At 51.5% G+C, this 13,889-nt stretch carries 18 protein-coding genes; 10 read left to right on the top strand and 8 right to left on the bottom strand.

Annotation, left to right across the window (positions count from 1 at the left end; genetic code table 11):
• The first annotated feature begins 118 nt into the window (after positions 1-118).
• Positions 119-322 (top strand): hypothetical protein, encoded by a 204-nt coding sequence (locus AC6EI9_RS05035; RefSeq protein WP_413328020.1) that lies wholly within the window; start codon positions 119-121, stop codon positions 320-322.
• Between the two features lie 140 nt (positions 323-462).
• Positions 463-744: a hypothetical protein gene (locus tag AC6EI9_RS05030; protein WP_498469430.1), complete on the top strand. Its 282-nt coding sequence runs from the start codon at positions 463-465 to the stop codon at positions 742-744.
• A gap of 616 nt (positions 745-1,360) precedes the next feature.
• On the opposite strand, the gene AC6EI9_RS05025 is transcribed toward AC6EI9_RS05030, so the two are convergent.
• Both AC6EI9_RS05025 and AC6EI9_RS05020 read right to left on the bottom strand, forming a co-directional pair.
• Positions 1,361-1,555, bottom strand: a complete 195-nt coding sequence (locus tag AC6EI9_RS05025) for a hypothetical protein (protein WP_498469429.1) — start codon at positions 1,553-1,555, stop codon at positions 1,361-1,363.
• A 146-nt stretch (positions 1,556-1,701) separates the two neighbouring features.
• A complete protein-coding gene (locus tag AC6EI9_RS05020; protein WP_498469428.1) occupies positions 1,702-1,902 on the bottom strand; it encodes a hypothetical protein in 201 nt (66 codons plus the stop codon).
• A gap of 442 nt (positions 1,903-2,344) precedes the next feature.
• Here AC6EI9_RS05020 and AC6EI9_RS05015 point away from each other — a divergent pair, with 442 nt between their 5' ends.
• On the top strand, positions 2,345-3,397 hold the full coding sequence (locus tag AC6EI9_RS05015) for a fatty acid desaturase (RefSeq protein ID WP_498469427.1): 1,053 nt from the start codon (positions 2,345-2,347) through the stop codon (positions 3,395-3,397).
• A gap of 300 nt (positions 3,398-3,697) precedes the next feature.
• Here the strand turns inward: AC6EI9_RS05015 and AC6EI9_RS05010 are convergent, their stop codons facing one another.
• Positions 3,698-4,309 carry a class I SAM-dependent methyltransferase gene (locus AC6EI9_RS05010; protein ID WP_498469426.1) on the bottom strand — a complete coding sequence of 204 codons (612 nt, stop codon included), beginning with the start codon at positions 4,307-4,309 and terminating at the stop codon, positions 3,698-3,700.
• 433 nt (positions 4,310-4,742) lie between these two features.
• Between AC6EI9_RS05010 and AC6EI9_RS05005 the strand changes: the two genes are divergently transcribed.
• Positions 4,743-4,916 (top strand): hypothetical protein, encoded by a 174-nt coding sequence (locus AC6EI9_RS05005; RefSeq protein WP_498469425.1) that lies wholly within the window; start codon positions 4,743-4,745, stop codon positions 4,914-4,916.
• 34 nt (positions 4,917-4,950) lie between these two features.
• Here AC6EI9_RS05005 and AC6EI9_RS05000 read toward each other — a convergent pair whose 3' ends face one another.
• Positions 4,951-5,271 (bottom strand): hypothetical protein, encoded by a 321-nt coding sequence (locus AC6EI9_RS05000; RefSeq protein ID WP_498469424.1) that lies wholly within the window; start codon positions 5,269-5,271, stop codon positions 4,951-4,953.
• Between the two features lie 824 nt (positions 5,272-6,095).
• Positions 6,096-6,926: an alpha/beta fold hydrolase gene (locus tag AC6EI9_RS04995; RefSeq protein ID WP_498469423.1), complete on the bottom strand. Its 831-nt coding sequence runs from the start codon at positions 6,924-6,926 to the stop codon at positions 6,096-6,098.
• 597 nt (positions 6,927-7,523) lie between these two features.
• Here AC6EI9_RS04995 and AC6EI9_RS04990 point away from each other — a divergent pair.
• From AC6EI9_RS04990 to AC6EI9_RS04975, 4 genes are all read left to right on the top strand, one after another.
• Positions 7,524-7,976 carry a hypothetical protein gene (locus tag AC6EI9_RS04990; RefSeq protein WP_498469422.1) on the top strand — a complete coding sequence of 151 codons (453 nt, stop codon included), beginning with the start codon at positions 7,524-7,526 and terminating at the stop codon, positions 7,974-7,976.
• A 329-nt stretch (positions 7,977-8,305) separates the two neighbouring features.
• Positions 8,306-8,485: a hypothetical protein gene (locus AC6EI9_RS04985; RefSeq protein ID WP_498469421.1), complete on the top strand. Its 180-nt coding sequence runs from the start codon at positions 8,306-8,308 to the stop codon at positions 8,483-8,485.
• Positions 8,486-8,627: 142 nt separating this feature from the next.
• The gene (locus tag AC6EI9_RS04980) at positions 8,628-8,858 is read left to right on the top strand and encodes a DUF1651 domain-containing protein (RefSeq protein WP_498469420.1); all 231 of its coding nucleotides are present in this window, start codon (positions 8,628-8,630) and stop codon (positions 8,856-8,858) included.
• A gap of 27 nt (positions 8,859-8,885) precedes the next feature.
• On the top strand, positions 8,886-9,176 hold the full coding sequence (locus AC6EI9_RS04975; RefSeq protein ID WP_498469419.1) for a hypothetical protein: 291 nt from the start codon (positions 8,886-8,888) through the stop codon (positions 9,174-9,176).
• Between the two features lie 215 nt (positions 9,177-9,391).
• On the opposite strand, the gene AC6EI9_RS04970 is transcribed toward AC6EI9_RS04975, so the two are convergent.
• Positions 9,392-10,159 carry a sulfite exporter TauE/SafE family protein gene (locus AC6EI9_RS04970; protein WP_498469418.1) on the bottom strand — a complete coding sequence of 256 codons (768 nt, stop codon included), beginning with the start codon at positions 10,157-10,159 and terminating at the stop codon, positions 9,392-9,394.
• A 313-nt stretch (positions 10,160-10,472) separates the two neighbouring features.
• Between AC6EI9_RS04970 and AC6EI9_RS04965 the strand changes: the two genes are divergently transcribed.
• Complete coding sequence (locus AC6EI9_RS04965) at positions 10,473-10,679, top strand: hypothetical protein (protein ID WP_498469417.1); 207 nt, start codon at positions 10,473-10,475, stop codon at positions 10,677-10,679.
• 279 nt (positions 10,680-10,958) lie between these two features.
• Positions 10,959-11,141: a DUF8647 family protein gene (locus AC6EI9_RS04960; protein WP_498469416.1), complete on the top strand. Its 183-nt coding sequence runs from the start codon at positions 10,959-10,961 to the stop codon at positions 11,139-11,141.
• A gap of 763 nt (positions 11,142-11,904) precedes the next feature.
• On the opposite strand, the gene AC6EI9_RS04955 is transcribed toward AC6EI9_RS04960, so the two are convergent.
• Together AC6EI9_RS04955 and AC6EI9_RS04950 are read right to left on the bottom strand one after the other, a co-directional pair.
• The gene (locus AC6EI9_RS04955) at positions 11,905-12,618 is read right to left on the bottom strand and encodes an SDR family oxidoreductase (protein ID WP_498469415.1); all 714 of its coding nucleotides are present in this window, start codon (positions 12,616-12,618) and stop codon (positions 11,905-11,907) included.
• Positions 12,619-12,820: 202 nt separating this feature from the next.
• A complete protein-coding gene (locus tag AC6EI9_RS04950; RefSeq protein ID WP_498469414.1) occupies positions 12,821-13,870 on the bottom strand; it encodes a carbamoyl-phosphate synthase in 1,050 nt (349 codons plus the stop codon).
• Between the last annotated feature and the right edge of the window lie 19 nt (positions 13,871-13,889).

Genomic DNA, 13,889 nt, shown 5'->3' with positions numbered 1-13,889 from the left:
GCAGAGCTGTTATCTGCTCTTTTCCGGTGCTGCTTTATGGAACAATCCTGAATTAAGGAGCTTTGTAGGGGGTTACAGCGACTAACTCCTGGGTCTGAAGCAGCCTGGAACTATGAGCATGACGCTTCAACTGGCTGTTGCACGCGGCACCGCCCGTGGCCTGATCAACGGCACAGCCGCTGCTGACTACGGGGATGTCATTTGTCTAAGGCGTCTGCTTTTGCGTGAAGGCGAGCATGGTCTGGCCACTGACTTGCTTGTGTTGGCTAAGGCCATGAGTCCTACTGCTGCTGAGCTTTCCGAATATGGTCCTGCAGCGTGAAGAACCCATCAGGTGATTCTTTGCCCTATGTCTTTGCATTGTTTATTCACTGTTTGGTCTCGTTGAGCAGCTTATTGTGATGCTTATGTGCATTCGGTTGCAGAGCTTGCTAAGTATTGGATGAGTGCGGTCATGTCCAGATGTCGGAAAATTCGGATCCTCAAATTGTTGATGTGACGGCGATTGTGGAATCTCATCCCCTTCTTGATGAGGATGATCTTCATGGAGGAGTTGCTGAAAGGCTGAAGCATTCCAAAGAGTTTGGGACTCTTGTCTGGGACGCGACCAAGGATTATGTGCAAAAAATGAATCTCACTTCTGAAGAGAAAGCTACTGTGAGCGCTTGGCTCTCATCTAAAAAAGATCGACTGCAGAAAACAATTGTTGAAAAGCTCCATAAGCTCCATCAGCATGATGCGTGATGGTTGATTCACTCGTCTTCCATGCTTTCATGGCATGTCTTTTGATCAGCCGAGTGAGATGATCGTTTGAATCTTGCGATTTGTCCCGCGGAGATGGAACCTGCTCCTTAAGCTGATTCAATAAGTTCCTATCGATTGATGATCCTCGACGAAGACAATCAGCCATCCGACCATCTTCTGAACATCTCTCATAAAACTGTTCGTTTGCGAGATTGGCTCGATTCTCGACTGCGACAACTCGCTCGTGAGCAACGGATCCAAGATGCAAGATCAATAAGGGAAGAGTTTTTGATTGAGTAATTGTATTCAGGTGATTCCGGTTTTCAAAATCAGGTAATGATGACGCAGGCTGTGATGCTTGCTCCAGGCCTAGAGTGATTCGGATTAATATTTAACGTGCCCGATGTTTGAGAAACCCCGGTGATGTTAACTCAATGTATTTGCCATTGCATCGGTCAGTTATTGAATTATGCTGATGTATTCGTCAATGCGATGTTGTTTGATTGCGTTGACGACTTTTTTATTTTCGACAAATCGTAAGCACAAGGCCAGAGTGTTTTGCCGGGAACGGTTGTTGGACTCTTCGGATCGCTTGAGTTCTTTAGAGATGCGGACTTTAAGCAGCTGCAGATTCCATGGAATCATTCAGTTCTTCGGAATCAGCTGTGAGATCACTGAAACGTTCTCCCTCTTCAATGGCGTACAACTTGTAGAGAGCCATCGCAGCTTCATCCCATTGTTCTCCTTCGACAGCCTCAATCATCTGTTGAAAGAAGAGCACATTCACGACTTCAAGATCGAGCGAATCCATCGAATCCCGATATCTGCAGCCAATTTATCGGCATTGCATCTCGTGAACAGGTCTCAAAGCGGTAAAGAGGTGGAAGATTCAGCTTGCACCTGCCCTCGCTCAGTTGTTTGCTCCAGGAGCGGCAATCGCTGCTCTGGTGAGCGTCGTCACGGCTGGCAGTTGTCGCGTCGAAGCTGTTGGGGTGATGCATCGCCCCAGGCATCGTTTCGCTCATTGCTGCATTCCTGTGTCCGAATGTCGTCCAGTTCCCTCTGTTCACCTTCGTTATCTGACGCTTGAGCAAGCCCAAGGCCCGAGATCAGTGCTGCGGCTGCAACCACGATCACGCTGACTGTTCTCAAGACCATTTGCAGCATGCCCTTCCAGCCTGTCCCTCCAGCATGGTCTGATATTTGCGATCTGTCTGGTTACAGGGCCGTTGTCAGTTCGTGATCGGTCGATGGCGACCAAGAGATGGGTGGTTTGACTCTTGCGGCTGTTCGTCCTTCGCGGCTCAAGCGTTTCTGGTAGCGCCACTCAGAACGGCTGGTGCCACTGCCAGTTGCGCAGCTGCAGCTCAGGCGGACCGGCCTGCCCTCACTGGAATCTGTCCACTGGTGACCCCATCGGTCCATGAAGTGTCCTTCTCTAGACCAAATGATCCGACCCTGGTGCGGGATTTTCGATAAATTACCAACGAGTTTCTCTTGAGACAGAAAACCAAGATGCAACATCCATTTGAATAGTTCTACTACGCGCGCCCCGAAATCAAGACCTGTTCGACGCGTTGATTTTGATCTCAAGTCTTACATGGCCAGCGATAATCGCATCGCTGCCTGGCAGATTGTTAATACTGTTATTCCCTTAGTTCTCTGTTCCTACGGATTATCCGTAGTAACAACATCGATCAATTTAATGTCGATGTTGATTACTCCCGTTTTCTTTTTGCTCATCATTCTGTTGATGAGTCGAAGTTTCTCCTTAATGCATGATTGCGGGCATCAAAGCCTGTTCCGTTCCAAGCGAATGAATCTCTGTGTTGCGTTTTTGCTCAGCATTATCCATGGGATTCCTCATCATCCATGGTCAAGAGGTCATGCTTTTCACCACAAATACAATGGCAATTGGGATCGTTACAGAGGTCCATCGGCTTTGACGACACGGATGCAGTATGAATCGAAGAAATCAAAAGAGAAGGCTTTCTATCGAATTTTGAGGCATCCTTTACTGTTATTCCCTGGAGGTTTTTATTACCTTATTCTCAAACCCAGGTTCGCCCTCTTTCTAGGCTTTTTCGAATGCTTTTTCGTCAGTCTCAAAAAAGCAGCTATTGCAATCTCAAAAGGTAAATTTCCCAATATTTTCTCGATCATTAACAACCATCAGTCAAGCTTTTTTTACACAAGAGGTGAGGTCTATGACACAATCGCAAATACTTCCATCCTTTTTACCTGTTGGTTTTTGATAGGCCAATCGATCGGCCACTGGCATTTCTGGCTTCTTTATATCTGTGTGATGAGCTCCAGTGCCGCGTTGATGATCGCTGTGTTCTTCGTTCAACATAATTTTCCGGGCTCCTACGCCAGTGATGAGCAGGATTGGAGTTATTTCAAAGGAGCTATTGAAGGTTCATCCTTTCTTCAGTTACCTGCAATCTTGAATTGGTTCACTGCAGATATTGCTTATCATCATATTCATCACCTTTCCGAAAGGATTCCTAATTATCGGCTCCGGGACTGCCACAATGCGAATCTTCATCTGTTAGCGGACGTACAGCCTCTATACCTGCATCAAATTCCGTCGTGCTTTTCTCTCATCCTTTGGGACAATGTCAACTTAGAGCTCGTGCCTGCTGGTCTTTGAGGATCATTCTCTGAGTCCATCTGGACTCCGTAACCATCCTGCCAAGACCTTGCGACTTTTCGCGGATTTGAATTGTGATGCCGTTGAGAGAAAGATACTGCTGTTAAGTCCGAATTCCCTCGACTGTAATCCTCCAATGCTTTGCAACCTACCTTGGGATTTCTTGTAGGGTTTTGATTGTTAATAGTGATTCGTAACTGGATGGTCACCGGTTTGTTCTTGTGGATATTGATGATCGCGATAAGGTCATTGGTACTTCAGATCAGGAGGAAAAAGCCCTTCTTTCATTCCATAACAGATTCAAATGCAGGAGCTGCAGTCAACCCTTTCCTGTCGTCTGGAGGCCCAGAGTTTTATGAAAAGGCCCTGATAGAGCTGTAGAGCAGGTGTCAGCTTTTCAGAGGTCAGCACTGTTGACACCTGGTTTGAATCCACCGAAAACACAACCCTGTTCCGGCTGTTTCGTATGGCACTGACCTTATCCTCGTTGAGATCACGGTCTCGAAGACGCTGGAGGCCTATCTCCATGAGCTGTTCCGTTGTGCTTGGGTCAGACGGCTCGCTGTATCCGCTCAGAAGTAGTAAACCATTGAGGCCTGTGCATTGCGCCAGCAGCCGCAATAGCTGCACTTGTTTCTTCTCCTCAAAAAGGTGCAGCACGTTGTGACACACCACAAGATCCCAGCCGTTCAGATTGAGAGTTTGCACCATGTTGTGTTCGAGTTCTCCCTGAATCAAGACACATCGTTCCCGTCCAGGATCGCTGCTGATCACTTCCCTGCAGAGCGAGAGCATTCGTTCGCTCGGTTCCAGCACAGTAAGCTCTGCGTTTGGACAGGCTTTCAGTAAGTCTGGCAGTTGTTCGCCTGGTCCAGGCCCCACCACGAGTACGCTTTTCGCCTGAGAAGACATGCTGTGAACTGTTGCGAGCGCGATTTCGTGAAGTACGTCATACCCCGGTACTGAATCGCGGATACTCGTTCGATAAGAGTTGCCATAGTCCCCTTCGAAATTGAGTGCTGGCATCGGTCTTTGCCCTGAAATTGTTGATGCTTTGTGGTGTTTCAGGTCCCCTTCATGGCAACCTATTGCTGTTAGCTCCAGCTTGATTCAAGCATCGAAACCAACCTGGATCCCCGCCATGATTGGGTGTCAGGATCTGTCGCTCACTCCCGGGAATCCTCGATTGCTGATGCTTGTTTCATTACTGGAGTAGCACCTTTGGATTGCTTCTTCGTCAACGAAGCGCCGGACCGGCTTGCGTCAGTGTTGATGAAGGGCCAGAACAGAGGCATTGGAACTGCACGCCATGCCGTCCAGCCCTGTCCAGGACTTGTCTATTGATATGACGACCAGAGTGATCGTGTTCATTGGAGTTTTGGCTGGTCTGAGCTGTCTGGCTGTTGTGGTCATTGGTGGCTTCATCACGGCAACGGCAGTCAAAGAGGGGATCAAGCAAGTGCCGGTGGAGGCGCCCATTCCGATGGAGGATTCCCAGGTTCCGTCCCTTCAGCTGTAATACTCAGCTGCGGAGTTTTTGACTCTCGTCAGATTCAATGATGTTCAATGATCATCCTGACGTCGCTGGGAGCGATCAGCTTCCTCAAGCTGGGGCATGGCTTGTGAATTCTCAGGAGGGTCTGTTCATTCACATCAAGCCCGACGCCTCGACAGAGGACCCTCAGTTCGTAGTGCTGAGCACTTTTCGCTGGTCTCCTGTCCTCGGACATCCAGTCCGCCAGCAGCGGATGCTCCATCGCCTCGGCGTTGAGTTGTGGACAGACCTGCAGAACATCGGGTGGATGGCTTGCTCTCCGCCAAAACGTTGACGTTGCGGAAAGAGGGAGTGTGACGTCTCCCTCTCCCCAGCGCACATGAGTCGGCTGCTCGACTTGCCTCTCATGTCACCCTTCAAGGTATCAAAGCACACACGCCTGTGCATGCATGCAGAGGCGTGTGCGGCCTTGTCTGCCGCAAGCCATGTGTGTCGCTGACAGAGACAGAGCCAGTTGGTATTACAGCCTCCACTGAGCACGGTCGGCACCTCCGGGGATCTGAGATCCACTGTTCCCTCAGATCCAAGTGCATGACGCGCTTGTCAATTCAGGGGCAAAGCGATCTTCGCTTCCTGTCTCTCTCGGATCTGAAAAGAGCATTCACTTGAACTGTTGATTGGAGAACTAACAGCTTTCGCCTGTGGCCGCAGCTGAGCGTTTCAACTGTTGGGATATAGGAATCCACCGCATCCAGAACTTAGGAGACCTGCTCTGCAGTGCTTCCAGGGATCGCAACATCTCCCGACCCGATGCCATCCGCCCTGAATCTGACTCCTGAAAAGCTGGCGATGCATGCCTGGCTCGGAATCCATGGTGTCAATGGTCTAGCCAGCGAGCGAAAGCCCAATGTTGACAAGCGCTAGGCCTCCCAGGAAGAACGCAGCTAGCAGTGAGGATTCGGGGAAGAATTTGGCCAAGGCCAGCCCTGCTCCCATGAAGCTGGATGAAACCAGAATCGCCGTGACATCAACGGGCATCTAAACGGGGCCTTGAGCAGTGCTTTTTAACAGATGAGCGGCTTCTGTGAGGTCAGCTGCGATGCATCAGTGGATCATCTGTCTACTGGCTCTACTCACCTCTTCTGAGCCTCGAGGCGTTCGCTGAAGCTCACCGTTGTTCTCGCTGGCACTTGGCCGGCGTTGTTAGATCGATGCGAGCCATTCACTGACGCTGCTGACGCACTCCTCTGTGGATTCATAAGGAAGAACGTTTCTGCCAGGGATCGTGCTGATCGAAGCCTTGGGCATTTTGTCTTTGTAGGTGCCCAGCCGCTCGTCGAGATCATCCCAGTCCTTTGATGAACCAATGCCGGTTGCCTTGGTTCCAAAGATGATCTGAACCGGAATCTTCAGTCCGGTCAGCTGCGGTTCCCAGTCCCGTCGCCAGAACCCTGCCAGGAACGAATACACCGCCCAGCGGGTGTCCATCGCTCGTGATCCCTGATTGAGCATTTCAAGCCATTCGTCATCGACCGCTTCAGGCCGGGCGAATAAATTTTTTCTAGAGAAGGTGTCTAGAAATCTGCGCCGCCGCGCATAGCGGTAAAACAAGTTGCCGATCGGTCCACCAAACAGCAATCGCCAGAGCCAACGCGCTCTTCTTTGGGGGAACTCCTGCTTGAGTACCAGCCAGCCTGGTGGGCTGATCGCCACCAAGGCGCTCACGATCTCTGGCGCCTTGGCCACAACCGCCAGTGCTATGGGCAACGAGGCTCCTTGGGAGACCAGAACAGCAGGGCCGTTGTTTCGCTCGCGCAGCAGATGGATGAGCGGCTCAGCCCACTCTTCAGGTGTGAGTGGCCGTGCTGGGCATGGTGCCGTTCCGCAACCGAGTAGATCGGGAGTCAGCAGAGCTGCTGTGTTGTTTCCGCCTTGCCAGCAAGCTTCGAATCGATCCCAGAACCGCGAAGACAAGCCAACGCCGATTGGGTGAATCAGTAGCAGCTGCTGTTCAGCTGAAGTGGTGCTGGCCAACGTCTCGGGTTGCGCAAGTGGTTTTGATTGTGATCAACAGAATCGCTGAGCGCGATGTAGCGCAGCACTCCACGTGCGCTGCTGTCGCTCCAAGTCAGAATGACGTGTTCTGCCGGATCATCAGCTCGAGACCATCAGCTCGAGAACACCAGTGAGAGAACAGGTCTGTTTGGCTCATTGTCCCCACCAGGCCAGTTCAAACACCCATCCTTGCGATGTCCATCGCCAAGTTGACCAGAAACGCACTGTTTTGCAGCGGTGCATAGAATTTAAATTATAAGCACTGTTGAACTGCTATCGGTGACGTTTGCACCTGAATGAGTGACATCGTCGATCGGATCAATGATTCAAACATTTGAACGAATTTCATCCAATTAGGATCAGTGAATGAATCTCTGACAGGTACTTTGTTCCAATCCCTCGTGAAGAATCAATCTTTTTCGAGTTGTTTAAGTCTGTTTCAGTCATGGATGGCCTTGACTCTTCCCCCCAGCTGACCGAACAGTTCAACCCGTTTTGATCAAGACGTTTTAATCCCTACAGCGCAGAATTAAAACCATGGCCATTCTGGTTGGATGATGATTGCTGGTCAGTCGGATGACCGTCGCCCCCACCGATTTCAAAGAAGCTCATGTGAGGGTGTGGGCCCTCATCGAGTTTGGTCTTGAATCCAATTCCAGCTGGCGCCGGATGTTTGTGGACTACGGCTTGCTTGCCACTGTTGGCTTCGATCAGCCCTTTGACAAGGACGATGACAAGGTCAGGGAGTTAGCTGAGCAGCTCGACCTGTCTGCGGATGTGGTTGTCGCTGAACTTTGTTATTTCATCCGTCAGAACTGCCTGTGGAACACTGATGAGCTTGTTGCTGAGATGGATCGCGCGTTAAGCGTTCTTGTCGAACAGGGCAGCCCTGCGCAGGTCGTCGACAGCTTGCTCGACTTTTCTCCCTACGCGAAACGCCCTGCAGTCTTACGAGCATTGCGTTCAAGCGCAGCCAAGCGAGATGACGCTGAGGCTTTTCAATCAGCGTTCTCCAGATGCGAGCAGTAACTCCGTTGGTGGTGCTGCAGTGCCACGCCGACCTCATTCGATTGACAGCTGTGCGGATTTCTATGGGATTGCATCTGCTTCCTGGGGTTTGATTGTGGAACCTGATGAGGTAACAAATGAACTGGAATTTGTTTTCAGGCGTCAGCTACAGAAAGTGCAGGAGCTCTTGCCCTGTTAGAGGTGACTTGGACTCGAGCTCAGGCGGTTTGGCCAGTACCAGGCTGGATCGTCCTGCCTGGAGTTAGGTCTTGGCTCCTCGACCAGGGCGATCACTGTTGAGACGAACCCTCTGTGATGCAGCTTGGATCGGAACACGTGTGAGTCTTCCCATGGCGAAAGACCAGATTCAAATCAATATCCCCGCCTCTGATTTCTCGAGGCTTCGCTCAGCTCTTTGCAGGGTTGGTTGCGGAAACACGCCTGATGCCGAAGAGGCGGCTTTGCTGCACGAGTTGATGAAAATTCTGGAAGGTGCCCAGGATCAACTTCTTGGAGGCTCACTCCCCTAAAAGCACTTCGGGGGCTCACCTTCTTACTGAGGGGCCTTCTCCCGGCGCGCGGGCGAGGTGATTCCTTGTATTTATTTGTACTTGGCTGGGCATCAGGGGGTACGGGTCTCTATCGATAAGAGCAAGACCTCAGCAAGTGACAATGTCTGACGCCTGGCTGGAAGACCCCAACACCCATTGGGCGATGAGGTTTCATCACCAATCAAAAACTCTTGATGGAGATGTGCAGGTCGTCGTGGAAAACGGCAGACCCATGCCCCATAGCCAGCCAGCTTTGATTAAGTCACGCATCCACATGGCTTATGAGGATGCAGTGTCTCTCTACAAAGAGTTGCAGCAGATTGGCTGGATGCACTGTCCAGCCTTCTGGTGAGCCTCCAAGGTGGCCAGCCAGTAACCCATGACGACTGATCCCATCTCCGCGGTGTTGGAAGGAGTCTTGCTCGGAGCCGAGGATCTTCAAGGCATCCACCCATGGAAGGCCAGTGCTGAGCAAATTATCCGCGCCTGTACGCGACTCGTTGAGGACTATGGCATCAGGCTGGAAGGGAAGGGCAAAGATTGCCGCGATTCACGGTTCCATCTTGGTGGTGACGACGAATTTCGGTACTCGCACCAGGAAGACGATGCGGGCAATCCTGCTGTGTTGATTGAGCTGGACAACCAGGCCTCTGCCGGCTGTTCAGAGTGAATGTTTTGCGACAGACGCATCATCGAGATCCGGTCGATCTGCTGGTGTTGTCTGTGGTGACGCGTAGACCTGAACCGATGGTCTCTGCTTTGGTTGCCGTTGAAGGTTTGATTGCTCACCATTCGATGCCGTGCCATTGATGGAGTGGGGCATGGGAAGGAGCAGGTGGTTTTCCTGGCTCTCTTGGCGTTTGATTTCTGCGGGTTGGGACCAGATCAGAGGCTGCGGATTAGTAGCGAGACGCCCATCAGCAGGGCGAGACTTTCAAATGCAACCTTGACCACTCGGCCTCCTTTTTTCAGTGACAGGTGAGCGCCGAGATATCCCCCGATCAGCGATCCCACGATCAAAGCCGGAACCCAGTCCCAGCGGATCTCACCACTGAATCCGAGCACAAGAGCGCCGGTGCCATTCCAGGCCAGACCCACCAGGATCAGTGTGTGTGCAACGGCTTTTGGATAACTCAGGCCGAACCAGCGCACCAGCCACAGTGTGACGAAGAGTCCTGAGCCAGAGGTGAGTGAACCGTTCAGCACTCCGATGACGAAAAGCACAGCAATGCCGATCAGCTTTTGCTGTCGGTTGTGGATGACAAGCCTGTCGGTCTGTCCCAGTTCAGGTCTGCGGGTGGAGTACAGCCCGAGGGACAGGGTGAGCAGCCCAAGTGCTGCTGTGGCGACACGATCCGGTAATACCATCACGCTGCTTGCGCCGATCCACACGCCTGGCACACCTGCCAACAGAACTAACAGGCTGATGTGGGGATCGAGGCTGCTCGCCCTCCAGTGGCGACCGGCGGCGCCAACGCCAAGGGCCACGCTGGCCAGTTTGTGGGTGGCGAGAGCCGAAGCGAAGGGAAGCCCCAGCAAGATCAGGGCTGGCAGCTGCACCAGGCCGGCGCCGCCGCCGGCAAAGGCTGACAGAGCATTGGCAACAACCGCAATTGCAGCGAGTGCCAGCTGCAGCAGCAGCTCACTGACCATGGGAAGAGATCGGTTCAGACATGCGTGAAATCAGTGTCCACCTGGTAAACAACCTTGCCTGCAGTTGGCACGAATATCCTGTCCGAACACCCCTTTCGGATGTCTGCGGGGGCAATCACTCTGCCTGTGCAATTGAATCGTCTTTCCTGAATGTGCATGTCGATGACGGTGATGATTGTGAACCACCACTTGTAAGGCCAGGGAGGTGTAGCCAGAGTTTGTGGTTAGGGCGTGTCACTCATCGCCGCTGAGTTGTCTTTTCACCAAATCTGTTCGAGTTGCTAGAACTGCTGGTAAGACTCCTTCTCTGGGCATGAGCGATTACTGGGCAAACCGCATGACCGTTCCCGTTGTACGCGCCAAAGAGTTTGCCGAGCTATCGGCCTGTTATCAGGAAGCTCTGAAGGATCGTGGTGCTCTGGATTGCACCTACAAGCTTTGGTCAGAAATGACTGCTGCCGAGAAAGCAAAAGTTGCCAAAAGATTGCCCAGTACAGCGAATAACTGGTATGTCAATTGATTGGACGCTTATAACCTCTTAGTCCTGATAAAAGAAGGGCGCTTGATGCTGGCTTCATTGATGGTCCTGCTCTGGCAAATGGCTAACCAGACGAAGTCTGTTGCGGCCACCTGGGCTGGCACTAGTGATTTGAATCAGGTCTCGTAAGGCGATAGGGGTATAGATCGCAACAACCGATCAATATCTTGATTTATGCATTTGATCCCAAAATAAAACCAACGGTTTATTGAGAGGCGCTCAGTGCAGGTGGAGACTTTAATTACGGCCATGGCTCGATCCATGAAAACTCACAAGCGCTATACAGTCAGACACCGCGAGACCAGCAGTCGAAGAATTGAAAGCTGTTACTACGCCGGTGATGCCTTCGAAGCCCGTGTTCTGGCTATGGAGGTGGTCCCCTTCATCAAGGCTCACCCCAACTCCATTGAAGAGATTCGTTGCGAGGAGCAGAAGCAGGTTTAGACGTCCCAAGCGTTGAATCAATCAACGCCGCTGTATCCAGGATTGGGAGATGTGCTCATGCTTCCAGACATGCCAGCTGCTCGTTTTTGCGATGTTGTTTGCTGGATGAAAAAGCTTGAAAATGATATTTGTAGGATGGCAAATGTGAAAATGCAGTTAGATTGGCTCGCATGATTTGTTTGTATCATGAGTGATAAGCTGGCATTTCTCATGGGAATCTCTTCGGTTGCAATTGCTATTTGTTAGATCCCTGCTGGCCTTGTTTCTGCACGTCAATTGTTCCCTATTGGTGGGCATGATGGCTGGGATGGACCTTATCAATCAGAGAACCATCATGAGCGTGTGAACTGGTGTGGCGGTTCATCGCCTGCACAGGTCGAGGCTCCAGTGCAATCAAAAGCTGCGCTTAGCTGATCTGTGATTGCCCTATCGCGAAGATTTGAAGCTCACTGAGATCCGTGTTTTGCAGCATATGTGGCAACTCAGGCGAGGTAATTTCTTTCTTTTATGTAACGCTCACGATCATTAACCTTGAGATACCCTTCATCCTCGAAGCGCTCGTCATTAGCAGCTCAGTCTTTGTTCCTGGGAGTCTTTGGGTCTGACTCAATGAGCCCACGATTCAAGTCGGCGTAACCATTGGATCCGCTTTCCAACGCGGTGTCATTGCACAAGTGCGACAGAGAGTGGTGGCAACTTCAGCAGTGTCGAGGCCTTGCCTGGCCCGGCAACTCACAGCCTTCCTAGGGATTCTGGGCAATGGTCAGAATCCGCAGTCAGTTGGCATAACGGCTAAGTCTCGGATACAGATGTGTTGTGGCAGTTGCCAGCAGAAAAGGACAATTTTTGCGAGTTCTTCCGGCTGAATGAAGGTGGGATTGCCAAGCATTTCGCAGTATTCCTCAAAGCTGATTCCCATCTTCTGATGAATCGCCGTTCGGATCAGTCCGGGCGCAAGATTGATCACACGGATGTTGTGCTCTGCCTCTGACATGTTCAGGCTCTCGCCCAATGAGCGTACGGCGTGTTTGCAAGCGTGATACACAGGTGCGCCTGGAGCAGGCTTGCGGTCACCAATGGAGCTGATGTTGATGATTGTTCCGTCTCTGCGTTCTCTCATGCCCGATAAGACATGGTGAATGCCATTGGTCACCCCTTTGATCATGGTGTCCACTTCTTCGTTGACCTGCTCGAGGCTGAGACTGTCCAGTCCGCCGATGTGGATCATCCCTGCGTTATTGATCAGGCAGCCTGTGGGACCGTACTGCCTCTCTGCCGATGCGATGGCATTCCCAAGCGCGTTGGCGTCGGAGACATCGAGTTGGCGGTAAAGCACTGGCTTATTGGCCAATGTGGGATCCACCTCCTGGTTTCTTGATATCAACAAACAGGGATGGCCGGCTGCAGAAAAAGCATGTGCCAAAGCCTTGCCGATCCCTGCCCCCGCCCCTGTGATCACCACCAGTTGTGCTGCCATGAACTCAAATGACTGACTGATTGTTCACAGCTTGGCAACAGACGCTGTCACTGAGTGACGACTAAGACTTGTTAACCCAAACCCTCTTATGAACATCAGCACAACAAGAACCCGCTCAGCGGCGGAGCAGGATCGGTGTGAGTTTTTGTGGCTTGTACTGATCGGCGTTGCTAATGAATAGCAGTATTGATCACTTATTTGATCAAATACAATTTTCGCCTTCTCCGATAGGCACACAATAGCCCGGACCATCGATGAATCCGTCAATCTCCTCTTCTTCGTAGCTCGGTGGATAATCAGATGGATTAATCCGACTTGCGAAACTGTCATGCACTCTGACGTAACGATTAGTGGGTGTTGATGTCAATGCGTTAACGACAGGTTGTAGATGAACTTCTTTGCGCTGGGCTGTTGTGCTTGCACCGCCAAATCGAATTTTCAAATCGGCTGAAATTCGGGTCTCGAATGCTTCGTCGTAAGAGATATTCACTCCTGCTGTCAAGCCACTACTTATTTCGTAGGCAACTCTTCCGAGCACACCAGAACCATCAGCTTTTGTTCCATCTCCATCCTGGTAGTAGTAACCAACAGACGCATTCCATTCCGGAGTGATGAAGTATCCAATATCAAGTCCATATGTGCTGAGTGCACCGCCTTGATAAAACCAGTTCAGTGGTTGCTCCGTATCACCAGTCGGCACTAAGGCATAAGCATTGAAGTTCCAGTCATTGGAAACAGCCTCTGCATTGACTGCCACCTGCTGGAAGAATGCACTCCTCTCTGTACCAATGACATTGACGCCAGTATCGGTGCCTCCTGTATTCATCGGGCGGCTGTCATAACCAGCATTCAGCCCATACATCCAGAGGCGATCACCATTGAGCCATCGGTAGCCCACACGCGTTGAAGTGCTGACAGTGGTGCCAGCGTCATTCGTGTTGATGATGCTGCTGTCACCCTCACGATCAGCGAAGTTGGCATTCACCAGGGCATCAAGGAACCACACGCTGTTGTCTCCAACAGAGAGGGGCAAGAACCCGCCAATACCTGCTTGGTTTGGTGTGCCTGCACCTTGGAGTGCGCCTTGAAACCCAATGGTGGGTTTGACGACATCAGCGAGGCTGATGCTCATCACCCCGAGATCATCTGCGCTGCCAACTTCTTGTGCAGCAGCAGACATCACTGCGCCATTCGCGAGTGCCAGTGCAGTAACACCACTCAGCGATAACGACAGGCGCAGGGAACGCTGCATTGATTCAGGAATCGGTCTG

This window comes from Synechococcus sp. MIT2312, from assembly GCF_059772315.1.
Note: the sequence above shows the minus strand (reverse complement) of the source record. Positions and strands in the feature narration are given on the sequence as shown.